Raw genomic sequence first — 24,438 nt, forward strand, 5'->3', positions numbered from 1 at the left:
TACTCTTAATTATTGATTTGAATTTTTATTTCTTCTACTAGTATATCCAATCCCGCGTTCAATTGTTCATCAGTGATGACTAAAGGTGAGAGGATTCGGATAACGTTTTTATAAGTTCCTGCACTTAAAAGGATTAAGCCTTTCTTGGCGCAGCCCTTTACAATGCGCGAACATAAATCACTATCAGGAGCATTCGGGTCACCATTTTCAACAAATTCGATTCCTTGCATTGCCCCTACACCGCGAATATCTCCAATGGCTGGACACTCCTTCATGAAATCGACCATCCTTTTATTGATCACTTCGGCAATATGAAGCGCTTTCTCATTCAGGTTAATTTCCTTCATGTATTTGATAGTTGCCAGAGCTGCTGCACAACACACAGGACTACCAATGTAGGTTCCACCGATACTCCCAGAAGCTGCTGCATCCATCACTTCTGCACGGCCCACAACTGCCGCAATTGGCAAGCCAGAACCTAAAGATTTAGCATAGGTGCTCAAGTCAGGCTGAACACCGTAATGTTGCCATGCCGCCCAATGACCAGTTCTACAAAAACCGCTTTGTACCTCATCTATGATCAACATTATATTATGTTCGTCACAGTAATCACGAAGACCTTGTAGATAGGCTTTTGGTACTGGGTTAAAACCACCTTCACCTTGAATTGGCTCTAAAATGATTGCCGCTAGGTTATCAGGATCAACTATGTTTTTAGCACTATCATGCAACAAAGCGAGATGTTCCTCAACAAACTCTTCTTCGGTTCTTCCATTTCCCAGATGATAGAAATTAGGAAAAGGAATTCGGTACACCTCAGGACTGAAGGGACCACAACCTACTTTATAAGTAATCTTGCTGGTAAGCGTCATGGCCATCATGGTTCTCCCATGATAGGCATCTGTAAAGCAAAGTATACCTTGCTTACCAGTGGCCTGTCTAGCGATTTTAACTGCATTTTCCACAGCTTCAGCTCCAGTACTGACTAACATTACCTTGGTATGGTCACCATGAGGTAAAATTTCAGCAATCTGCTCGCACAATTCGATGTAGGGCTCATAAGTCACCACATTGAAACTGGTATGCAAATATTTTTCTGCCTGAGCTTTGATTGCCTCAACAACAGGCTCAGGACAGTGACCAGCATTAGCTACTCCTATTCCGCCAGCAAAATCGATCAGCTCGCGGCCATCCAGGTCTGTTATTATTGCTCCTTTAGCATGGCTTACAGTAGCTGTATTGAATACGCCAACCCCGTTGGCTACAATTTTTTTTCTCCTCTCAAGGAGCTCTTGGGATTTAGTTCTTTCAGCAATCATTGATTTAATTATAGGTATTTCTTTAGACAGGGAGTTTATAAAAAGTCACATAGATTGTGGATTTTATAACCCAATTAATATAAGTATTAAAAGTGGATTACAAGCTATATAGAGCCATGTATTTATGATATATTTTAGCCCAGCAAATATTACCAGCATTAAATGACTAGTATTTGAAGCAATATCTAAAATCGAATCGTTTAGATTTGCACCCTCATGAAAACCCCACGTAGATCGCTGACCGAAGGCCCAATTCTAAAAACATTAACCATGTTAGCCCTGCCAATCATTGGGGTAAATTTATTGCAAACGGGTTATCAGTTAGTCGATGCTTTCTGGGTAGGGCGATTAGGCGCCAATGCAGTGGCAGCAGTTTCCATTAGTTTCCCCATTAATTTCTTATTGATTTCACTCAGTTCAGGCTTTGCTTTTGCTGGCGCCATTCTAATAGCGCAATATGCTGGCGCTAAGAATTTCAAGATGGTGAACCATGTTGCACGACAAACTTTGCTCATGGCTTTTCTAATTTCCTTAGTAGTTTCAATTATTGCCTACATCTTCTCTCCTCAAATACTCTATGCAATTGGAGTAGAGGAAATCATTTTTGATGATGCCAACCTCTTTCAGCGTACCATATTTATTGGACTAATCTTCAACTTTGGATTCATTATGTTCCAATCCCTCTTACGTGGAGTTGGGGAAGTTAAAATACCGCTCTACATCAATGGAACCACCTTACTTCTTAATTTCTTCCTAGACCCTTTATTCATTTACGGCTGGGGGCCTATTCAGGCTTATGGAGTAACGGGAGCCGCTGTTTCTACATTGGTTACACAGTTTATATCCATTGCCGTTGGGATGTACATATTACTCAAAGGCACTACAGAGATCAAATTGAGCATTAAAGCCTTTTCATTCGATTGGCCATTACTTAAAAAAGCTTTCAAACTGGGATTTCCTTCTTCTATCGAAATTTCGGCTAGGGCTTTAGGGCTTACGCTAATGACTGTTTTGGCAGCTCGTTTCGGCACAGAAGTGTTAGCAGCCTACGGAGTAGGTTCTCGATTAATAAGTTTTGTGGTGATTCTAAGTTTAGGGCTTTCAAAAGCATGCACCACTTTGGTGGGACAGAACATGGGCGCTCAACGGATAGACAGAGCAGAAAAAACTTCCTATTATTCTTCTGTCATTGGTTTCATTTCTCTGTCCATTGTGGGATTGATATTTTTCATTTTTGCTGAACCTCTCACCCGCGCCTTCCTATCTGGTGACGATTATGTTGTCGGCATGGGGGTTGATTTCCTTAAAATCACCTCCCTGAGCTTTGGTTTTATGGGCCTGCAAATGTCGATCATAGGCACCTTAAGAGGCTCAGGAAATACCGTATCATCAATGGTGCTAACGATTATAGGTATTTGGGTAATTCAATTCCCTGTGGCTTGGTATTTGTCCTCACACACAAACTTGGATTACGATGGCCTTTGGTGGTCGTTCCCTATCTCCAATGTCATCCCTGCTTTAATTACCTTAGGCTGGTATAAAACAGGTAGGTGGAAAAATAAAAACTTGGTGCATTCTAGCGTTGAAAGCTAAATACACCAAGAAATACTATTATTGTAAAAAGAGCCCTTTAGAATTTAAAGTCTCCGAAAATATCATCATCATCGTCATCTTCTCCCCAACCACGGTTCTTTTTAGATTTCTGTGGTTTAATCGGCATTTTCTTTTTTCTAAAGCCGTCATCATCACCACCTCTTCCTGTTGGGGCTTCCTTTTTCTTTTTATTCGGAGAGTTTTTCCTTGGTGCTCCTTTAGATGGAGCATCGGACCATTCAGAACTTCGACTGCTCTTTTCTGGTTTACCTCCGATTTCAGAATCTTCCTCGTCTCTACTTTCTTCTCGTCTCGGTTTAAAATCTGTTCTCTGACCTTGGCCAGAGCCACCAGTAGGTTTTCTTTCGTTCGACTTTCTATCCTCAGCTTCAGAAACAGAAATATTCCTTCCGTCTAAAGCTGTTCCGTCTAACTGAGTAACTGCCTTTTGGCCATCTTCATGGCTCGCCATTGTTACAAAAGCGAATCCTTTGGATTTACCGGTTTCTCGATCAGTAATGATCTTTAAGCTTTTCACCTGGCCAATTTGTTCAAACAAAGCGCGCAGGTTACTTTCTTGGGTTTCGTAGCTCAACCGGCCTACAAAAATGTTCATGTTCCTTAATTAATTCTATTTGATTTTCGCCCCTAAGTTATTAGTATTTTGGGATTTGTCTTCAATATCGGTAAGAACAAAGCATTTCAAAATTTATTTCATAATTTATTTAACTTGAAGTCTGAAAAAAACGAACTTATGAAACGTCAATACGCCTTAATTTTTCTGTTTGCCTCCTTTTTAATTGTAAGCTGCGGAAGCTCAAAAAGCAACAAAGAAAAATCAATCGATAACGCTGCCCAACCAGAAGAGTGGACTTCACTTTTCAACGGAAAGGACTTTAGCGGCTGGGAAATGTATGGCGAAGAGCCAATTATGGAACAATGGCAAATTGTAGATGGTACAATTGCCTGTAATGTTGGCTTAGGAGAAGAAAACGCTGGTTTCAACCGCTCCGTTATGACGACTACCGAATATGCCAATTTCGAATTAGAACTGGAGTACAAGATCTCTAAAGGTGGAAATAGTGGTGTTTTTTATCACGTAGTACAATTAGAAGGTAAAGGACACGATTATTTAACTGGCCCTGAATTCCAAGTGCTTGATGATGAATTTTCAAGATCTGAAAGTGAAGCCAATAAAATGGCGGGTTCGAACTATTCAATGCATGCTGCAGCTGAAACCAAAAAGCCAAATCCATTTATGCAGTGGAATAAAATCAAAATCGTTTACAACAACGGGCATGTGGAGCATTGGCTGAATGGAGAAAAAGTATTGGAATTTGAAGAAGGCAGTGAAGACTGGTTAGCACGCAGAGCAGCTGGTAAATGGGCTAATTATGAATTCTACGCCAAATCAAAAACTGGCCGCATCAGCCTGCAAAACCACGGAGACGAAGTGTATTTCAAGAACATCCGAATTAAGGAGCTGTAGAAAGGGCTTTTTCACTTAGGCCCCGAGGAAAAACTAGAATTGGTTACAAATGTCAACGGGAACATACAGCTAAATTTACATTCAGGTGGTTTTCGCTGTTAGTGGCCGCCAAAGTCTAATTTTGAGGACTTGGGAGGATGATTTATATAAATACATCACCGGGATTGTTCAGAATAAGGAGCAGAAAATGCTGGCTATTAATGGAATGCCCGACCATATTCATTTTTTAATCGGCATGACACCTTCTTGTTGTTTGTCTGATTTGGTAAGAGAAGTCAAAAAAGCCTCTAACAAATGGATCAACGAACAGGGCCTAGTTAAAGGCCAGTTTAAATGGCAAAGCGGATTTGGTGCATTCTCTTATAGCCATAATGCCTTGGATAAGGTGATCGCCTATATCATGAACCAAAAAGATCATCATCGAAAAAAGACATTCCGAGAAGAATACATTGAATTTTTGAATAAATATAAAATCGAATTCAAAGATGAATACCTATTCGACTGGCTGGACGAATAGAAAAGGTACAACCCCTTCAGGGTTGTTTCTACATCAAACATTTCATTGCTACAAATGTGACATCCCGATGGGATGCTTAGCATGGCTTAAATTAGCATCATAATTAATATATAAATGTTGCGCCCCGATGGAGTGCTTAGCCGAATTTATTCATGATAACCGACCCCAGCGGGGTCATATCATTATAGAAAAACCACAATGCAATATGATCTCCCGACCCCAGAGGGGTCGCACCGTATACCATGCATCAAATGATAATAATTCCACAAATTCAATTCATCAAAACGTACAAAAAATATTCAACCCCTTCAGGTGGATACAAATATTCTTATCTATAAATGTGGCATCCCGATGGGATGCGTAGTTATGAAAACACTTCAAGGATTACAAATCCTATGTTCTATAAAATAACCATTGTTACTGACCCCAGCGGGGTCGTACCCAATACCATCCGCGAAATTATCTTAATTTCGCGGTATGAAGGCGCAACATCTTTACCTCATTCGTATTCAATATTTAGGGTTTAGGTTCCACGGCTGGGCCAAACAACCCGAGGTAAAAACGATTCATTACATGGTGGATCGCACATTGGCTTTTGTACTCGGGCACCATGATTTTAAAACCATGGGCACCAGCCGTACAGATGCCAAAGTCTCGGCTTTAGACTATGCTTTTGAGCTTTTCCTTCACGAACAGATTCAAGATGAAGCCGAGTTTTTAATTCAGCTCAACATCAATTTACCACCAGATATCAAAGCACTTGACCTCAAAAAAGCAAGCGAAGATTTCAATATCATCCAATCACCAAGGGCCAAAGAATACATTTACCTCTTTGCTTTTGGAGAGAAGCCACACCCTTTTTGCGCACCTTTTATCACTACGGTTCCCGAGCAATTGGACATAGACCTTATGAAAGAAGGCGCCAAACTTTTTGAAGGTTTCCATGAGTTCAAGGCTTATTGTAAAAGACCCAAAGAAGACACCATAACCCAAAGGGAAGTGAGTTTTTCTCGTATCGAACCCAATGAACAATTCACCGCCAGTTTTTTCCCCAAGCAAAGCTACATCTACAGAGTAAAGGCCAACGGCTTTTTAAGGCACCAAATCAGAATGATGGTGGGGCAATTATTACTCCTAGGCAAAGGAGAAACCACTTTAGAAGAAATTGGGCTTTCTTTAAAAGGACTTCATACCAAAGAAATATTCCAAGTAGCCCCTGGTTCTGGCTTAATTCTCAATAAAATTGACTTCGAAGAAGAATAGTACTTCATATTTTTAATAGGTTTCCCAGTTATCCATATTTTGAACCAAGCCTATAACAAGCACGCATTTCATACAAAACTTTCGAAAAATGAATCTGAGAAGGTTACATTTATGAATCTGTTAATTCCTTGAAAGCTACTATTGCCATCATATTGCTCGCTTTGCTTACCCTCCCTTTCGGAGGCACTTATCTATTTCTTGAAATGGAGAAAGCAAAAGCAAAACAACATGCAGCCTTAGCCATAGCGAATGAGGAAAACCCTGTAGAAATGGTTCATTTGGCTTTTACAGCAGCCCAAATGAAAACGGACCTACGCTGGGAACACGATGGCGAATTCGAATATAAGGATCAGATGTACGATATTATCTCCCGAGAAGTAAAGGGCGACACCACCTACTTTTATGCTTATTGGGATAAGTTAGAATCGCTTGTTAATCACAAATTCAATGAACTTATAACGCTTCATTTTGGTGGAAAATCTGACCAACAAGACGATAGTCAATTGGTTGTCTCATTGGTTAAGGCGCTCTATGTTCAGCCAAGTGTACAATCCACAACTTTTTTTCAAACCCAAGTTTCCACTGAATTTCTTGAGATCGAAATGATCTACGACCCTAGGTCGCAAGGAATAGACGGTCCTCCCCCACGCATAAATGTATAAACGTTGCTTTATCTAAAGCATCCTGGAAATTCTTTCCATGTATTATGAGCCCTATAGGCTCAAAAAACAGTTTATACATCATTTTATATTTTCATATGAAAAAACATTTATTCATATGGTGCTTTGTGCTATGTGTCTTTCAAGGCATGGCGCAAACCGTTACCATTATTGATAAAAATACGGGTGAACCGCTTGAGTTGGCTACTTTAGCCAGCAATTCACCAAGGGCCTTTGCGGTTACAAACATTAAAGGCCAAGCCGATATTACTGCCTTTGAAGGTGCTGAGATTATCGAAGTAAGAATGTTGGGCTATGAAAAAGCAATGGTGAGTTATGCCATTCTTTCCCAAACAAATTACATCGTTGAACTGATCGTTTCTAAATTATCGATGGATGACGTGGTGGTTTCGGCCAACCGTTGGCACCAAGACAGACAAGACGTTCCTAACAAGATCACGACAATTACACCTTCAGACATACAGTTACAGAACTCTCAAACTGCAGCCGATTTACTGGGCAGCACTGGAGACGTTTTTATTCAAAAAAGTCAACTGGGTGGTGGCAGCCCAATGATTCGGGGGTTTTCCACCAACAGGTTATTAATTACAGTAGATGGCGTAAGAATGAACACGGCCATTTTCAGAAGCGGAAACTTGCAAAACGTAATTTCCTTGGATGCTTTTGCCACGGAAAGCGCAGAAATTTTATTTGGCCCAGGCTCTGTCATGTATGGCAGCGATGCCATTGGAGGGGTAATGAGTTTTAGAACTTTAAACCCACAGCTCTCTCATTCAGACGAGACTTTAGTGAAAGGTTCAGCTGTTGCGAGGTACTCTTCTGCCAATGGCGAAAAAACGACTCACTTAGACATCAATGTGGGTTGGAACAAATGGGCTTCCGTAACCAGTTTTTCAAACCTCAATTTTGGGGATTTGAGAATGGGCAGCAATGGGCCAGATGAATATCTAAGGCCATTTTATGTAGAGCGCCAAGACGGTGTGGATGTCGTGGTGACCAATGACGATCCTTTGGTCCAAAGGCCGACTAGCTACGAGCAAACCAACTTGATGCAAAAAGTAAGGTTCAAACCTAATGCCAACTGGGACTTCATTTATGGACTGCACTATTCGACTACTTCAAACTACTCTCGTTATGACAGATTGATCAGAACCCGAGGCGGTTTACCAAGAAGCGCGGAATGGCAGTACGGACCACAGGTTTGGTTAATGAATAACTTGACGGCCACCCATCAGGGAAACAGCAGATTATACGATCAAATGAATCTTCGTTTAGCTCATCAGTTCTTTGAAGAAAGTAGAATTGACAGGGATTTTAATGGCATTACCAGGGCATCACGTGTTGAAAAGGTAAATGCTTATTCCTTCAACCTAGATTTTGACAAAGCCCTAAAAACAGGCACAGAATTGTTTTATGGTTTTGAAACGGTTTATGATGATGTAAATTCAACCGGTACCGATGAAGACATCACCACTGGCGATGTTGTAGAAGGGCCGGCACGCTATCCTCTATCCTCTTGGGCATCGTATGCTTTGTATGCTTCGTTGCAGCACCGCATTTCTCCGAAACTCTTATTGCAAGCTGGAACGCGCTACAACTACTTTAAGCTTGACGCTACTTTCGATACGCGTTTTTATCCTTTCCCTTTTGAAACGGCTGAAATTTCGAATGGTGCCGTTACAGGTAGTTTTGGCTTGGTGTTTAACCCAGAAACTGACATGACGATCTCTACTAATCTGTCTACTGGCTTTAGGTCGCCAAATGTGGATGACGCAGGAAAAGTGTTTGATTCTGAACCAGGTTCAGTCGTAGTTCCAAATCCAGAATTAGGCCCTGAATATGCCTACAATGCTGAGGTTGGAATTGCCAAAGTCTTTAATTCGTCTATAAGAATTGATGTAACAGGCTTTTATACGCAGTTAGAAAATGCTTTAGTGAGAAGAGATTTCACCCTAAACGGTCAAGATCAAATCATGTATAATGGTGAATTAAGCCAAGTTCAGGCCGTTCAGAATGCGGCTTATACGAAAGTATACGGCATTCAGGCAGGGATTGAGTTTAAGTTCGATTCTGGCTTTGGTTTTTCTACCCGCTACAATTTTCAGCATGGAGAAGAAGAGCTGGATGACAGTTCAGTGAGCCCTTCCAGACATGCAGCTCCTTCCTTTGGCGTAACCCGAATCACTTATAGCCAACAAAACCTGAAAATGGATTTGTATGCCATGTATAGTGGTGAAGTAAGTTTCGATAAAATGCCTGCCGAAGAACAAGGAAAGGACTATATGTACGCAGCAGACAGCAATGGAGATCCTTATTCACCAAGCTGGTACACGCTTAATTTCAAAGCGCTTTACAAACTATCCAACGGCATGACCATTAGCGGTGGGGTAGAAAACATTACCGATCAGCGTTATCGCCCATACAGTTCGGGGATTGTTGCTGCCGGAAGAAACATCATCCTTTCTTTAAAGGTTGATCTTTAGTGGTTGTTTTGTTCATGGTGCGTTCTGTGTATTCAGAGCGCACCTCTTTTTCTTCTTAATTCCCCCCTACTTCTTTAGTGCATTTTCGCACAAAAAAAGCGGCCAAAACATTTTGGCCCCTCTTGAAATATCTTACTGAGCCAGTAAAAAGACATCAGCTACAACTCAATATCTTTAATTTTACGCTTGGCTTTCCAGTAGCCCCAAAGTAGCTTAGGGCTTATTGCTTTTTTCCGCGTTGGGCTTCAAGCATGTCCCACATTTCTTGTGGTATTTTCTCCAAATGGCTGAATTCTCCAGCGCCTTGTAGCCACTCACCGCCATCAATGGTTACCACTTCGCCATTTACATATGCCGAATAATCCGACATTAAATAAGCCGCCAAATTGGCCAGTTCTTGGTGTTCTCCTACCCTGCCTACTGGCACCAGTTTAGCAGGATCGAATTTCTTCACTAAATCACCTGGCAGCAAACGGCTCCATGCACCTTCCGTAGGGAATGGTCCTGGGGCAATAGCATTCATTCTAATTTTATATTTGGCCCATTCTACCGCCAGAGAGCGTGTCATAGCCAAAACACCAGCTTTGGCGCAAGCAGAAGGCACTACATAACCAGAGCCTGTCCAAGCATAGGTAGTTACAATGTTCAATACCGTTCCTGGTTGCTTGTTGGCAATCCATTTTTTACCCAAAGCCAGGGTGAAATTGGTGGTGCCTTTTAAAACAATATCTATTACCGTGTCGAAAGCGCGGTTAGACAGCCGCTCTGTAGGACTGATAAAGTTTCCAGCCGCATTATTCAAAAGTGCATGGATCTGACCAAAACGTTCTTCGGTTACTTTCAGCACATTTTCTACTTGCTCGTAATCACGAACATCGCATTGAACGGCCAATACCTTTCCACCCGTTTGGGCTTCCATTTCCTTAGCCGTTTGCTCTAATACTTCAATCTTACGACTCGTGATCACCAAATTGGCACCCAACTCTAAGAAATATGTACCCATGGCACGGCCAAGACCTGTACCTCCACCCGTTACAATAATCGTCTGATCTTTTAGTGCTCCTTCTCTGAGCATTCCGTCTGTTCTCATAGTCTGTTTTGCTTCGATTACCAAGTTATAAATTATTATGCATGCAGCACAATCTTTTTAAGGCCGTCCATCGTTAATGTCCGTGATTTTCCGGTTCAGATTATTCATATTTACCCTGTAAACCTCAATTTATGAAACAGCTCCTTTCTTACCTTTCAATCGTTATTGTTCTTTCCTTATCCTCTTGCGTGGCCAAAAAAGATTTTGATGCCTTAATGTCGGAGAAAAACGGGCTATTAACAGAGAAAGCTCAATTAGAAAGCGAACTCTCCATAGCCAATGAGAAAATCAATCGATTGGAAGTTCAACTTAATGACCTAACCACCGAAAAAAACACCTTACAAAGTGACTTCGATATTATCGATAAGGAATTAAAAGCCCTGCGTTCTGAACATGGAAGAATCAAAGGGCTTTATGAAAACCTATTGACCAACAGCGGCCAGTTGAACCAAGATTTGGCCCGTCAACAAACACGCTTATTGGCCATGGAAGAAGACCTTGGTATTCAGAAAAAGAGAAATGAAGAATTGGCAGAGGACTTAAGCAAGCGCGAAGCGCGTGTAGCCGAATTAGAAAAGCTGATTTCTGATAAAGAGGCAGCTGTGCAGGCGCTTAAAAATAAGGTAACCAACGCACTGCTCAACTTCAATGAAGACGATTTAAAAGTGGAAGTAAGAAACGGAAAGGTCTATGTTTCGTTAGCAGAGCAACTATTATTTGGTTCTGGAAGCATAGCTGTCGACAAAAAGGGTGTTAGTGCATTACAACAATTGGCCAATGCCATTAAGACCAACCCTGATATTAATATTATGGTGGAAGGCCATACGGACAATGTCCCTTTTTCAAGAAAAACGCAATACATGAGCGATAACTGGGATTTGAGTGTACTCCGTGCTACTTCCATTGTGAGGATTCTGGTAGAAGGTGGTGTAACGCCTATGTCAATCACCGCTTCTGGCCGAGGCGAAAGCACTCCAGTTGCCGCAAATGATAGCCCAGAAAACAAAGCTAAAAACCGAAGAACAGAGATTATCTTGACGCCAAAACTGGACGAACTCTTTAAGATTCTAGAGAATTACTAAACCAATTTCATCAGCATTTGATTTCATAGTTATGTCAACACAAAACGAGTTTTCGAAATACAGTTTAGAAGAACTGGAGAAAAAGAAAAAGCACTTTAAAAGGCTGCAAATCATGATGTTTGCACTGACTGCGCTATCAGCCATTTTGCTTACAATCGCTGCCCTTGTAAAACATAATAACCAAGCCTATCAGCTCATCCCCTTCCTCGTGATTGCTGGCGTTGTATTCCCACTTTTGGTCTTTATGCCCATCCGTAAGAAGATACAGGCGGAGATTGAGAGTAGGTAGTCTATTTCAAGCTGAAAAAGAATAAACTTTAAACACTTTCTTCAATAAACTTTAAACTCCCTCTCAAGTCGAAACCCATTCCATAAGCTGAGCGCAAAGAATAGCGCCATAAGTACCGAGCGCATAGCCTAGTACGGCAAGTAATACTCCTACTGGTGCTAAAGCTGGGCTAAATGCCGAAGCCACAACTGGAGCCGAAGCAGCTCCGCCTACATTGGCTTGACTGCCTACAGCCACAAAGAAGAAAGGCGCTTTAATAATCTTCGCTACGATAATCATAATGATCACATGAACGAGCATCCAGCTGATGCCAATGGCAAACAGCCCTGGGTTATCAAACACTTCGCGGATGTTCATCTGCATACCAATGGTAGCCACCAGAATAAAGATAAAAACAGAACCCAAACGACTGGCACCTGCGCCTTCTAGTTTTCTGGCTTTGGTAAACGAAAGCCCTACACCAATGGTAGTGGCAATTACTACCAACCAAAAGAAGTCTGAATTGAGCGATGTTAGATTATACTTATCAAGGAAATCAATATTTCGTTCCATTACCGGCTGAATGGAATCAGCCCCCCAACGGGCCAAGGCAGTGGCACCAAAGGCCACTGCTAAAATGGTCATCACTTCGTTGAGGGTTGGCACCTTAGCGATACTCGCTTGATAGTCTTCTACCCTCTTTTTAAGGTCGTCTATGGCCGTTGTATCCGATTTCAACCAACGGTCTACTCTTTTGGCTTGATTGGCTCCATAGAGCAAAAATCCTGTCCATATATTGGCGCAGATCACATCGATTACAATCATCTGAGAAAAGAGCTCATCGCTTACCTCATAAATTTCTTTCATGGACGCTTGGTTGGCGCCTCCTCCAATCCAACTCCCCGCCACAGTAGTTAATCCTCTCCATACTTCTTCGGCACCCCCAACATCCAAAACACTTGGTGCAACAGCCGAAATAAATAAAATGGCAATTGGTCCTCCGATGACAATACCGATGGTGGCGGCAAAAAACATGATCAACGCCTTTGGCCCCAGGTTAATAATTCCTTTTAGATCGATGCTTAGACAAAGCAAAACCAAACTGGCTGGCAATAAATAGCGTGAAGCCACAAAGTACAAGTTCGACTCTTCACCCGAAATTAAGCCCAAAGGCCAATTGAGTAAAGCAGGCAAAAAGTAACACAATAGAATACTGGGGACAATAGTATAAAACTTCTTCCATAAAGGCTTTGGCGAATGCGAAGTGTGAAACACTGCGGCAATGACAATAAGAAGTAAACCGAGAACTACGGCATCATTAGTAAAAAATGGCTCCATACTTATTTGAATTTCGAACCCTAAAAAAAGGGATTTTAATCGTATTTATAACCTTCTCCTTTATCTTCTTCCAATTGAACACCTAAACCTAACACCAATCGGTTCACAAAATTGAAGTAAGCAATCACCAAAGCGGCATCTAAAATGGCCCTTTCTGATATTCCAGCTTCCTTTAAAGGAGTAATAAACTCGGCTTCATTCACCATACTTGGTGCGCTAGTTAATCCAGCTGCATAACGGCAGAGCAACAGATCCACCTCTTTGAGTTCTACTTTCTCGTAATCATTCCAAAGCGCCTGCACTTTCGTTTCATCTTTCCAGAAATGATTAAGTGCTGCGCCATGATGCGTTTGGCAGTATTCACAATCGTTAACAGCCGACACCACCACCGCAATCATTTCGCGCTGGTACCTTTTTAATGGTGACTGGCCAAACATAATTGTCATGTACAAATCCATATGATTCATGATGGACTCCGGATTTAGACTTTGTATTTTATGTACTTCGGCCAACTTTCCACGGGTTTCTAATAAGTGATCATAAACCTCCTTTAGCTTTCCTTCCGCTTGGGCGTGTTCAATTACTTCTATATAAGGCATGGTGCAATTCAAATTCGGCACAAATTAACATATAGACTACCAGTAAGGGAATTTCTGAAAGATTTTATGACCAATGGGAGGCACGGATTAATTTAAACACATATATTCGGGTTTTAAACTATTCAAATATGGCTAATAGAGGAGGTTTTTCAAGTCGGTTGGGTTTTATCATGGCAGCAGCTGGCTCTGCCGTGGGACTAGGTAACATTTGGGGGTTCCCTTATGAGGTAGGACAAGGCGGAGGAGCCGCTTTTGTGGTGATGTACCTTATTTTTTGTTTTGTATTGTGTTACCCCGTAATGGTTACGGAAATCGCTATTGGTCGAAAAACTCAAAAAAACCCTGTTGGGGCTTTCAACGCTTTAGGGTTTAAAAAATGGAATTTTGTAGGAAAAATGGGGATATTCAGTGGTTTCCTGATCCTTTCTTTCTATAACGTAATTGCAGGTTGGGCTTTCGGTTATGTGTACGAAATGGCGATAGGCAACTTTGATATTGCCACACATTTCAGTGAATTTACACAAGATGTATTTAAAGTGGGCGCGTACGGAATGGTATTTATGGCAACTACGGCTTACGTGGTATCCAAAGGTATTTCGGGCGGAATCGAAAAGGCGGCTAAATTTTTAATGCCTTCGCTTTTGATCATGATTCTCCTTATTGTGGGTTACGCTTTAACCTTACCCAACGCAATGGACGGTTTGAGATTCTACCTAGTCCCTGATTTTTCTGAAATCAATACCCAAGTAGTAATCAACGCTTTAGGACAAGCTTTCTTCTCTCTTTCTTTAGGAATGGGTGCCCTAATTACTTACGGTTCTTATGTGAATAAAAAAGAAAACATTGTTTCTGCTGCGGCTTTTATTACGCTTGCCGATGTAGGTATTGCTGTATTGGCGGGTATGATGATCTTCCCTTTAATTGGCTTTATGAGTGGTGGCGCAATGGACAATGTAGGCAGTGGCCCTGGATTAATTTTCGAAACCTTGCCTGAAATTTTTGGAACCATTGGAGGAACTCTTGGAGCAGTGGCAGGAACATTATTCTTCGTGTTGCTCTGTTTCGCAGCCCTTACATCAACAGTCTCTCTACTTGAAGTGCCTGTAGCCTATGTAGTGGACGAAAAAAATGTTAGAAGAAGCAGAGCAGTTTGGTTGGTAGCAGGTGCTATCTTCTTAATCGGTATTCCTTCTTTATTAGGAAACGGATATTCTGAATTCTTCTCGAAATTCGTTACTTACCCTGGCTCTGAAACCGCTACCGATTTCTTGAGTTTTATCGCCAATGTAGCCAATGATACACTTCTGCCTTTAGGTGGATGTTTGATCGTTTTCTTTGCTGCCCATGTTTGGAAAAAACACAATTTGGATGAAGAGCTTTCTCATGGCGCACCTAACTACAAAGGATCTTTCCTACAGAAGTACTTGAACTTTGCAGTAGGATATTTAGCGCCTGCCGTACTAGGGTTTATTTTCGTAATTACTGTGTTGAAGACCTACTTTGGTATAAGCATTTTTTAATTACTGATCAGAATTTATGATATTGAACCTCTTCCATAAACGGAAGAGGTTTTTTTATTTATGATGTTGAAGAAATTCTTATTTTTCATGGCCATTCTAGGCCATTGCATTACGGTCCAAGCCCAATTTCAGTTTATTCAAGGACGTTCTTACATAAGTCAAAAGACAACCACTCCTCTCAAAATTGATGGTTTAGAAAAGGAAGCTGCTTGGCAGTCAGCGCTATGGACGGATACTTTTATAGATATTGAGGGGGATAAAAAACCCAAGCCCTATTTCGACACCAGAATGAAAATGCTTTGGGACGATAATTACTTCTATTTCTATGCTGAAATGGAAGAACCGCATGTTTGGGCTACTCTTACAGAACGTGATGCCGTAATCTTCTACGACAACGACTTCGAAATTTTCATTGACCCGGACGGTGACACCCAGAATTACTATGAATTTGAAGTAAACGCCCTCAATACGGTATGGGATTTACTGCTCACTCACCCCTACCGCAATGGCGGTCATGCCATAGATCATTGGGATATCCATGGTTTAGAATCGGCTGTGCATGTCAACGGAACCCTAAACGACCCTAATGATAAAGATAAAGGTTGGTCGGTTGAAGTAGCCATTCCATGGGATGCCCTGAGTGAGGCCACTACTATGAAAACCCCACCTAATAATGGCGACCAATGGCGCTTAAATTTCTCACGGGTGCAATGGAAAACCGAAGTGGTTGATGGGAAGTATCTAAAGCAGAAAGATCCTCAAACAGACAAAAATCTACCAGAGCACAATTGGGTTTGGTCGCCACAAAGGGCCATTGCCATGCATGAGCCCGAGTTTTGGGGCATTGTTCAGTTTTCTGATAAAAATGTACTTGACGAAGGAGTTAGCATTGTGAAAGTCAATCAAACCGATGAAGAAATCAGGCAGGTGCTCTATTACTTTCATCGGGGTCAAATTGATTTCAAAAGAGACCAAAAAGCATTCGATCAATCACTTGATAATTTCGATTTACCAAACAAAGTGGGTCGATCCAATACAGTAACCTATAGCTTAAACAGCACCGAACAAACCTATTTATTAAAAGCACAAACCTCTGACACTGCTTGGTTCATTAACGACACGGGACGTATCTGGAAAGAAATAAAGCCATGAAAAAACGAGAATTTATAAAAAACATTAGCCTTGGTTCAGCAGCCTTTATGCTGGCGCCTTCCCTACTTACTTCTTGCGGAACAGCCAGTTCTACTGAAGGTGATTTTAAATACTGGGTATGGGTGGACGGCAACAATGAAAAAACCCTAGCCGACTGGAAAACAGAATTAACTGGGCTTCGCGAAGCAGGAATTACTGGGCTTATTATTGGCGGTGGACGACAAATGTTAGAGAAGCTGATTCCGATTGCACAAGAGCTTGGTCAGGAAGTACACGCTTGGCTTTGGACTATGAACCGCCCGGGCGACACCGAAGCACAGGCGCATCCAGAATGGTATGCCGTGAGCCGAAATGGAGAGTCTAGTCTTGATGTGAACCCCTATGTAGGCTATTACCAATGGCTCTGCCCTTCTAAACCAGAAGTGCAGGAGTATGTGAAGAACTTCATGGTGTCGCATTGCGATATCGAAGGGCTTTCTGCCATTCATTTGGATTATGTGCGCTATTGCGATGTCATTCTGCCCAACGGACTTTGGGCTAAATACGACTTAGTACAAGACCACGAGATGCCCGAATACGACTTCTGCTATTGCGAAACATGCCAAGGCAATTTCGAGACGGAACATGGTTACAGACCCGACAGCGTGGAAGACCCGAGTCAAGATGAAAAGTGGAGAAAATACCGATGGGACAGCATTACTAAATTGGTAAACCAAGTTTCGGCAGCGGTGCACGCCAAAGGCAAGAAAATGTCGGCTGCGGTATTCCCTTATCCAGAATTGGCCAGAAAACTTGTGCGTCAGTCTTGGAACGAATGGGATTTGGACATTGTGTTCCCAATGATTTACCACAACTTCTATGAAGAAGACATTCCTTGGATTGAATACGCTACGCAACAAGGCGTAAACGAATTGAATGGTAAATTCCCGCTGCACACTGGTGTGTATTTACCAGAAATGAAACCAGAAGAAATTGCTCAGACCATAGCCGCTGCCAAAGCTGGTGGTGCCAAAGGCATGTCTTTCTTTTCGAATGGTGCTTTAAAAGAAGAAAAGTTGAAGGCCTTTGCGGCAGTGAAAAAATCTTAACCCAGAGCACCGGAACATCAACTCACAATCAAAAGGAGCAAATCAAATAGGTTTGCTCCTTTTGTAATTTAGAACAGAGGATTGCTTAACTTCAAAAAGTAATGTGCTCAGCAGAGGAGCACATCAACCAAACCCAATATTAAGTTTTGTTTATCATTAAAATATATAGCTCACTCTCTTAAAATATTTTTACTAATTGTTCCCCAGAATAAATTATCACTTAGTACTTTCATGAACTACAACAATCGAAAATTCAGATCTGTAAGCAATACATTGAATGGTGAAACATCAGCTGATACCATTTTTGAATATGTGCAGGAAGGGAACATTCTCACCGCCCAATATCAAGGAGGCGAAATCGTTAAAGGTCATTTAATTGGATCAGTAGACGAACAAGGCTACATAGACATGCGATACCATCAAGTAAATCGTAAAGGTCAATTGATGACAGGCAAGTGTCACTCTAGGCCTGAAGTATTATCAAATGGAAAAATCAGGCTTCATGAAATTTGGGAATGGACCTCTGGAGATCTCTCAAAGGGAAATTCTATCTTGGAGGAAATTTAGGCAGCGTAAACTCAAAACACAGCATGCGTCATACAATCCTTCTCATTGGCCTCGTATGGCTCGTTTCTTCTTGTGCCACTGTAATCAATGGCAATTATTCTCAAATAAGAATAAAATCTGATAAAGAGGTTAATTACATCTATGAAGGCGACACAGTTATAAACAAGTTGAATGCGCCTGTTACTTTTGTAGCCAAAAATAGCAGAGAGCCTATCATCGTGTCAATTTTCAACGAAGAGAAATCCAAACGAGTTTATATTCTCCCCAAAAAAGCACCTGTCTATTGGTTAAACACCTTTAGCCCTTATCTCTCTGGCTATGTGGTTGATGAAATCACTGGCAAGAAATGGAAGTACCCTAGAAAAGTACACATCAATATGGACCTGCCCGGCAATTCTTATACCCCTTATTTCCCCATGGATAGCACGCTGCTGCTGAGGAGAAACAAGATCGGATTCAATCCATTTTCAGTTTTTTTGGCCTATCACCCGGGCGTGGAAGTAAGCTATGAAAGACTACACAATGATAAATTTGGCACCCAAATTAGTTACACCCATTTTCTAGCCAGAGACAATGAATATGCACGAAACGCCAATGGATTCAAGCTCAATATAGAAGAGAAGTACTTTTTCAGGAGCTATGAGCAAACAAGGTGGTATGTGAGTCTTGCCGGAGAATATTTGCATAAAACGCATGATGCTGTCCTTGATTTCTATACACAGACAACACCTGATGATCGCTTCTATTTTTCAGAGAGAATGAGAATCGAAAAAACATTTTACTCTATTTCTCCGCATATTGGAATTCAACATTACCTTTCTAAAAACTTGGTAGTTGAAACCTTTTTTGGAATAGGCTTGAGGTATCGAAAAACTGATCATTCTTGGACTCCCGACAACTATTACTACTATGAAGACCACTGGGATTGGCTGGACATAGAATATTATTCCAACAAAAAAGAGACGCGTATTTCAGGAAATTTCGATCTAAGTTTTAAATTAGGCTGGGCTTTTTAATACTAAGCACCTATAATATACCCATTTTAAAACCAGCTTTATGGAAACTGAAATGCTTCATGTAGTACCGGTATTACCTTCCACTAACATTGAAAGAGATGTAAAATGGTATGGCGAAAAAGTGGGTTTCAAATTGCTTTCTGGTGACCATATGTACGCTGTGCTCCAGCGTGAAAACATTTACATGCATTTACAGTGGCATGCAAACACGGAAGATGATCCTTTGAATGGAGGTTCAGTAATGAAGATTTTCGTAAAAAATATCCAACACATTTTTAATGAATTTGTAACCAGAGGAACTGTTACCAAGGAAAAGCTTAGACTCAAGACTTCATGGGGCACAAACGAGTTTGGCTTTTACGATTTGAACAACAATGCAATATTCATTGTAGAAGATGCCTAATCTCTATTAATAGAATGGCAATACTGAAAACCAGCTGACTTTGTTTAGCCTAGAATTCTCTATTGATTAACCTGAGCAAACTGATATTTAAAAGTTATACCCCTTGCATTTTCATAGTTGCATATCGCTCAATATTCAATAATTTTAGATTTCAAATTTAGCTAAACAAGATCGGAATGGAATCAAACGAAGCGTTTCAGAATGCACTAAAGACTGTGGACACCTTAACCCAACGTCCGTCAAACGAACAACTTCTAAAGCTATATGCCCTTTACAAACAAGCCACCCACGGAGACAATGACACCGACAGACCAGGAGGTTTTGACTTTAAGGCAGCCGCAAAATACAATGCTTGGAAAAATATAGAAGGACAAAGCGAGGAGGAAGCAATGAAAGCCTATATAGACCTTGTAAACGAGTTAAAATCCGCTGAAAATTAATTTCACAATAGCATTTAATGAAAGTCGTTTAGCCTAGGCGACAACAATTAATAATATTTTTCTTCGCATATTGCGAACGGTTAAATCAAAATTCAAAATAAACAACAATGGGATTATTTAGTTTCGGAAAGAAAAAGAAGAAACCTGCTAGGTCATGTGATTTAGAAGGCTCACTATTAGAGTTTGGTGAGGGTTATCTTTTAACATCCGCACAGATTATTAAATCAAAACGCTTTTGGGATAACAAAATGATAGAGCCTGAAACACTGGCTTATTCAAAAGCTCATTTTCAAAGAAATGACGAAATGGGTACCAAAATGCGCACAATGATTTTTCAAAAGTACAGCAGCCAAGAAAAACCTTGGTTATTGGGAGACGGTCAGGTCAGCCAATTTGAAATTGATAAAGAGCAAGCCAAAGATTATGCCCGTCAATGGTGGGAATCAAGCTTTAGCTTCACTCCTCCTTCGGCAGGCGCTGCAGAAAAAAACATGGATGCTGAAGAATATGAAAAATGGCGCGATTATGCCATTAACAAAGCCGGAGAAGAGCAATTGAGCAAAATGAAGTAATCGCCTTAGGCATACAAATAATTAATTATCCGTCAGTTCAGAATCTATTAGATCATGGGCTGACGGATTTTCTTTTTATGCCCCATTCAATCTCCATGTTTTAATTCCCAAAGCCGAATCTTTTACTAATTTTGCAAGCATAAATCTACACTCCTTAAAACCTCGTTCTAATGATTCAGTTTTTCGATGCAGGAAACGACAAAATCTACGCTTTAAATATTACGCAACCCCTACAAGATCAGGACATACCAAAACTTTCTTGGCTTTTTGGTGATGCTACTTTGATTGCGAGCGAAACCCTAGAAGGCACTTTTGTCGGCCCTAGAAAAGAAATGATTACGCCTTGGAGTACCAATGCGGTTGAAATCACCCAAAACATGGGCGTTTCTGGAATCGAGCGTATCGAGGAATTTGACAAAGTAGATTTAAACAACACCGCTTTCGACCCCATGTTGCAAGCGGCTTATAAAGGTTTAGATCAGCAGATTTACAAAATCGATATTCAGCCCGAACCTGTGCTTTATATCGAAGACATTGCAGCCTATAACCAAAAAGAAGGTTTGGCGCTGAACCAAGAAGAAATTGATTACCTCAACGGTGTCAGCGATCAACTGGGTAGAAAATTAACCGATGGCGAAGTATTCGGTTTTTCTCAGGTAAACTCCGAGCATTGCCGACATAAAATCTTTAATGGCGTATTCATTATCGATGGCCAAGAAATGCCTTCTTCCCTCTTCAAACTCATTCGTAAAACTTCGGAAGCACACCCTGCAAGATTGGTGTCTGCTTATAAGGATAACGTAGCTTTTGTAGAAGGCCCTCGTGTAGAGCAATTCGCACAAAAAACCCAAGACAAAGCCGACTGGTTTGAAACCAAAGATTTTGATTCGGTAATTTCATTAAAAGCCGAAACGCACAACTTCCCTACTACCGTAGAGCCCTTCAACGGAGCGGCTACTGGCGCAGGTGGAGAAATTAGAGATAGAATGGCAGGTGGAAAAGGTTCTATGCCTTTGGCTGGAACTGCCGTGTACATGACCTCCTATTCACGTTTAGAAAACGACAGAAACTGGGAAGCCAACATGCCGGAAAGAAAATGGTTGTACCAAACCCCAATGGACATTTTGATCAAAGCTTCGAATGGAGCTTCTGATTTTGGAAATAAATTTGGTCAACCGCTGATTGCTGGTTCGGTACTTACTTTTGAACATGCGGAAGCCGACAAAAAATACGGTTTCGATAAAGTGATTATGCTGGCTGGTGGCGTGGGTTACGGCAAGAAAAAAGACGCCTTGAAAGAATCTCCTGCTACTGGCGATAAAATCATCGTAATGGGTGGCGACAACTACCGCATTGGTATGGGCGGAAGTGCTGTATCTTCTGTAGATACGGGTGTTTTCTCTAGCGGCATCGAGTTAAACGCCATTCAGCGTTCGAACCCAGAAATGCAAAAGCGTGTGTACAACGCGGTGCGCGCCATGGCCGAAATGGATGAAAACCCAATCGTTTCAATTCACGATCACGGAGCAGGTGGCCATTTGAACTGCCTTTCGGAACTGGTAGAAGAAACGGGCGGCACCATTGACGTGAAGAAATTACCGGTAGGCGATCCTACCCTTTCCGACAAAGAGATCATCGGCAACGAATCTCAAGAGCGAATGGGCTTGATCATGAAGCAGAAAGACATTGAATTGATGGAGCGGGTGGCCAAAAGAGAAAGAGCTCCTTTCTATGTGGTGGGTGAAACCACTGGCGACCAGCACTTCAAATTCGAGAATAAAGTATCGGGTGAAAACCCAATTGATTGGAACCTCTCTCATATGTTTGGTTCTTCTCCAAAAACCATTTTGGAAGACAAAACCATCGCCAACACTTTTGCGGACTTGACTTATGACAACGCTAAAATTGAAGACTATTTAAAAGCGGTCCTTCAATTAGAGGCAGTTGCTTGTAAAGATTGGCTCACCAACAAAGTAGATCGTTGCGTTACGGGTCGTGTGGCCAAGCAGCAAACGGCAGGACCAATTCAATTGCCTTTAAACAATGTGGGCGTAATGGCCATGGATTACCGAGGCATTAAAGGAATTGCTACTTCTATCGGTCATGCGCCAGTGTCGGCTTTGGTCGATCCGGTGGCAGGTTCTCAGCTTTCGATTGCCGAGGCTTTGACCAACCTGATTTGGGCACCGATTGAAGGTGGACTCAAAAACGTTTCGTTGAGCGCCAACTGGATGTGGCCAGCGAAAAACGAAGGCGAAAACGCTCGTTTATACAAAGCGGTGGAAGGCGTAAGCCAGTTTGCCATAGAATTGGGTATCAATATCCCTACGGGGAAAGATTCCATGTCGATGACGCAGAAATACGAGAACGATGTGGTGTACTCTCCGGGCACTGTGATTATTTCTGCCGTAGGCGTAGTAACCGACCTGAAGAAAGTGGTGGAGCCTGTGCTTCAACCGATTGTTAACTCTTCTTTATTGTACATCGACCTTTCTGAAGATGACTTTAAATTGGGCGGAAGTTCTTTTGCGCAAGTCATTGGCAAAGTGGGCGTTTCGGCACCAATGGTGAAGGACAGCGCTAAATTCGCCAAAACCTTCGATTTGATTCAAACCTTAATTGAAGAAGAACACATTTTGGCCGGGCACGATATTTCTGCTGGAGGTATGGTGACTGCCTTATTGGAAATGTGTTTTGCACAAGAAGAATTTGGTTTGGAAGTAGACCTTTCTGGCATCGAGGCTGGAGACGATGCGCAACTGCTCTTCTCTGAAAAGCCAGGTTTACTCATTCAAATTGCCAACGAAAACAACGTTTCGATCAAAGACAGACTGAAAGCACTGGGCGTTACTTTCCACGAAATTGCGGTTCCAAAACCAGAAGACGAATTATCGATTAAAACAGCCAACGCTGATTATAACTTCGATATTTTGGAAATGAGAGACCTGTGGTACAAAACCTCATTCTTATTAGACCAAAAACAAAGCGGTGCCGAACTGGCCAAAACCCGTTTTGAGAACTATAAAAAACAACCATTACAATTCACTTTCCCACAAGGTTTTGAAGGCCAATATGCTGCGCTAGGCTTAAACCCCGACCGCAAAGAGAAAACAGGAATTAAGGGAGCGATTATCCGTGAAAAAGGCGTGAATGGCGACAGAGAAATGGCTTATGCCATGCATTTGGCTGGTTTCGATGTGAAGGACATTCACATGACCGACCTTATTTCTGGTGCCGAAGACCTGAGCGATGTCAACTTTATTGCCTTTGTTGGTGGCTTCTCCAATTCCGATGTTTTGGGTTCTGCCAAAGGCTGGGCGGGTGCTTTCTTGTACAACGAAAAAGCAAAAGCTGCCCTCGACAATTTCTATGCCCGTGAGGACACCATTTCATTGGGGATTTGTAACGGTTGCCAGTTGATGGGCGAACTTGGTTTGCTTTACCCAGAACACGAAACGCATCCTAAATTAAAGCACAACATTGCAGGCAAATTTGAGTCGGGTTTTGTGAATGTGACCATTCCAGAAAATGACTCGGTAATGCTAGGCTCACTTTCGGGCGCAAGGCTTGGTATTTGGGTGGCACACGGTGAAGGCCGTTTTGCTTTACCAGAGAAAGAATCGGCTTACAATGTAATTGCCAAATACTCTTACGAGGCCTACCCTGCTTCGCCAAACGGTTCTGACTACCATGTAGCAGGTTTGGCGAGTAAAGACGGCAGACACTTGGCCATTATGCCGCACTTCGAGCGCTCTATCTTCCCTTGGAACTGGGCGCACTACCCAATAGAGCAGCGCAAAGACATTCTCAGCCCATGGATTAAAGCCTTTATGAATGCTAAGGAATGGGTGGCTGCGCGAGCGTAGCTCGGTAATGCGTATTGAGTATTAAGTATTGAGCCGCTAAGGCTTATAAAGCATCAAAACCCACTTTTTCCGACACTTCGGAGGGAGTGGTTT

General features: G+C 41.8%; 22 protein-coding genes. 17 read left to right on the forward strand and 5 right to left on the reverse strand.

The genetic code is table 11. The features are described 5' to 3' along the window. Positions 1-5 precede the first annotated feature (5 nt). Entirely contained in the window at positions 6-1,319 is a 1,314-nt protein-coding gene (locus VOI17_RS06765; protein WP_323756484.1) for an aspartate aminotransferase family protein, read from the reverse strand. 216 nt (positions 1,320-1,535) lie between these two features. Here VOI17_RS06765 and VOI17_RS06770 point away from each other — a divergent pair, with 216 nt between their 5' ends. Next, positions 1,536-2,912, forward strand: a complete 1,377-nt coding sequence (locus VOI17_RS06770) for an MATE family efflux transporter (protein WP_323756485.1) — start codon at positions 1,536-1,538, stop codon at positions 2,910-2,912. Between the two features lie 37 nt (positions 2,913-2,949). Here VOI17_RS06770 and VOI17_RS06775 read toward each other — a convergent pair whose 3' ends face one another. Further along, positions 2,950-3,528 (reverse strand): hypothetical protein, encoded by a 579-nt coding sequence (locus VOI17_RS06775; protein WP_323756486.1) that lies wholly within the window; start codon positions 3,526-3,528, stop codon positions 2,950-2,952. 138 nt (positions 3,529-3,666) lie between these two features. Here VOI17_RS06775 and VOI17_RS06780 point away from each other — a divergent pair, with 138 nt between their 5' ends. From VOI17_RS06780 to VOI17_RS06800, 5 genes are all read left to right on the forward strand, one after another. After that, the gene (locus tag VOI17_RS06780; RefSeq protein WP_323756487.1) at positions 3,667-4,401 is read left to right on the forward strand and encodes a DUF1080 domain-containing protein; all 735 of its coding nucleotides are present in this window, start codon (positions 3,667-3,669) and stop codon (positions 4,399-4,401) included. Between the two features lie 73 nt (positions 4,402-4,474). Continuing rightward, positions 4,475-4,918: an IS200/IS605 family transposase gene (gene tnpA, locus VOI17_RS06785; protein ID WP_416376047.1), complete on the forward strand. Its 444-nt coding sequence runs from the start codon at positions 4,475-4,477 to the stop codon at positions 4,916-4,918. A 477-nt stretch (positions 4,919-5,395) separates the two neighbouring features. Next, on the forward strand, positions 5,396-6,181 hold the full coding sequence (locus VOI17_RS06790; RefSeq protein WP_323756489.1) for a tRNA pseudouridine synthase A: 786 nt from the start codon (positions 5,396-5,398) through the stop codon (positions 6,179-6,181). 128 nt (positions 6,182-6,309) lie between these two features. Next, entirely contained in the window at positions 6,310-6,843 is a 534-nt protein-coding gene (locus tag VOI17_RS06795) for a hypothetical protein (protein WP_323756490.1), read from the forward strand. Positions 6,844-6,938: 95 nt separating this feature from the next. Beyond that, positions 6,939-9,344 (forward strand): TonB-dependent receptor, encoded by a 2,406-nt coding sequence (locus VOI17_RS06800; protein WP_323756491.1) that lies wholly within the window; start codon positions 6,939-6,941, stop codon positions 9,342-9,344. A gap of 220 nt (positions 9,345-9,564) precedes the next feature. Here VOI17_RS06800 and VOI17_RS06805 read toward each other — a convergent pair whose 3' ends face one another. Further along, positions 9,565-10,434 carry an SDR family oxidoreductase gene (locus VOI17_RS06805; protein WP_323756492.1) on the reverse strand — a complete coding sequence of 290 codons (870 nt, stop codon included), beginning with the start codon at positions 10,432-10,434 and terminating at the stop codon, positions 9,565-9,567. 131 nt (positions 10,435-10,565) lie between these two features. Between VOI17_RS06805 and VOI17_RS06810 the strand changes: the two genes are divergently transcribed. After that, positions 10,566-11,516, forward strand: a complete 951-nt coding sequence (locus VOI17_RS06810) for an OmpA/MotB family protein (RefSeq protein WP_323756493.1) — start codon at positions 10,566-10,568, stop codon at positions 11,514-11,516. Positions 11,517-11,547: 31 nt separating this feature from the next. Then, positions 11,548-11,805, forward strand: a complete 258-nt coding sequence (locus VOI17_RS06815; protein ID WP_323756494.1) for a hypothetical protein — start codon at positions 11,548-11,550, stop codon at positions 11,803-11,805. Between the two features lie 63 nt (positions 11,806-11,868). On the opposite strand, the gene VOI17_RS06820 is transcribed toward VOI17_RS06815, so the two are convergent. Beyond that, complete coding sequence (locus VOI17_RS06820; RefSeq protein WP_323756495.1) at positions 11,869-13,122, reverse strand: DUF819 domain-containing protein; 1,254 nt, start codon at positions 13,120-13,122, stop codon at positions 11,869-11,871. Positions 13,123-13,157: 35 nt separating this feature from the next. Next, a complete protein-coding gene (locus tag VOI17_RS06825; RefSeq protein WP_323756496.1) occupies positions 13,158-13,721 on the reverse strand; it encodes a peroxidase-related enzyme in 564 nt (187 codons plus the stop codon). Between the two features lie 128 nt (positions 13,722-13,849). On the opposite strand from VOI17_RS06825, the gene VOI17_RS06830 reads away from it, so the two are divergent. The 9 genes from VOI17_RS06830 (at position 13,850) to purL (ending at position 24,345) form a co-directional block, all read left to right on the forward strand. Continuing rightward, positions 13,850-15,241 carry a sodium-dependent transporter gene (locus tag VOI17_RS06830; protein ID WP_323756497.1) on the forward strand — a complete coding sequence of 464 codons (1,392 nt, stop codon included), beginning with the start codon at positions 13,850-13,852 and terminating at the stop codon, positions 15,239-15,241. Positions 15,242-15,301: 60 nt separating this feature from the next. Beyond that, a complete protein-coding gene (locus tag VOI17_RS06835) occupies positions 15,302-16,393 on the forward strand; it encodes a carbohydrate-binding family 9-like protein (RefSeq protein WP_323756498.1) in 1,092 nt (363 codons plus the stop codon). After that, positions 16,390-17,481 carry a putative glycoside hydrolase gene (locus tag VOI17_RS06840; protein WP_323756499.1) on the forward strand — a complete coding sequence of 364 codons (1,092 nt, stop codon included), beginning with the start codon at positions 16,390-16,392 and terminating at the stop codon, positions 17,479-17,481. The genes VOI17_RS06835 and VOI17_RS06840 overlap by 4 nt, the downstream gene beginning before the upstream one ends. A gap of 231 nt (positions 17,482-17,712) precedes the next feature. Then, positions 17,713-18,048, forward strand: coding sequence for a n-acetylglutamate synthase (locus tag VOI17_RS06845; protein WP_323756500.1), 336 nt, complete (start codon positions 17,713-17,715; stop codon positions 18,046-18,048). Positions 18,049-18,071: 23 nt separating this feature from the next. Continuing rightward, positions 18,072-19,064, forward strand: a complete 993-nt coding sequence (locus VOI17_RS06850) for a hypothetical protein (protein ID WP_323756501.1) — start codon at positions 18,072-18,074, stop codon at positions 19,062-19,064. A gap of 40 nt (positions 19,065-19,104) precedes the next feature. Next, positions 19,105-19,467, forward strand: a complete 363-nt coding sequence (locus tag VOI17_RS06855) for a glyoxalase/bleomycin resistance/extradiol dioxygenase family protein (RefSeq protein ID WP_323756502.1) — start codon at positions 19,105-19,107, stop codon at positions 19,465-19,467. 176 nt (positions 19,468-19,643) lie between these two features. Continuing rightward, the gene (locus VOI17_RS06860) at positions 19,644-19,907 is read left to right on the forward strand and encodes an acyl-CoA-binding protein (protein WP_323756503.1); all 264 of its coding nucleotides are present in this window, start codon (positions 19,644-19,646) and stop codon (positions 19,905-19,907) included. A gap of 107 nt (positions 19,908-20,014) precedes the next feature. Beyond that, positions 20,015-20,479, forward strand: a complete 465-nt coding sequence (locus tag VOI17_RS06865; protein WP_323756504.1) for a hypothetical protein — start codon at positions 20,015-20,017, stop codon at positions 20,477-20,479. 170 nt (positions 20,480-20,649) lie between these two features. Continuing rightward, positions 20,650-24,345 carry a phosphoribosylformylglycinamidine synthase gene (purL, locus tag VOI17_RS06870; RefSeq protein ID WP_323756505.1) on the forward strand — a complete coding sequence of 1,232 codons (3,696 nt, stop codon included), beginning with the start codon at positions 20,650-20,652 and terminating at the stop codon, positions 24,343-24,345. Positions 24,346-24,438 lie beyond the last annotated feature (93 nt).

The sequence above is a fragment of the Roseivirga sp. genome (assembly GCF_034669765.1).
Lineage (GTDB): Bacteria > Bacteroidota > Bacteroidia > Cytophagales > Cyclobacteriaceae > Roseivirga.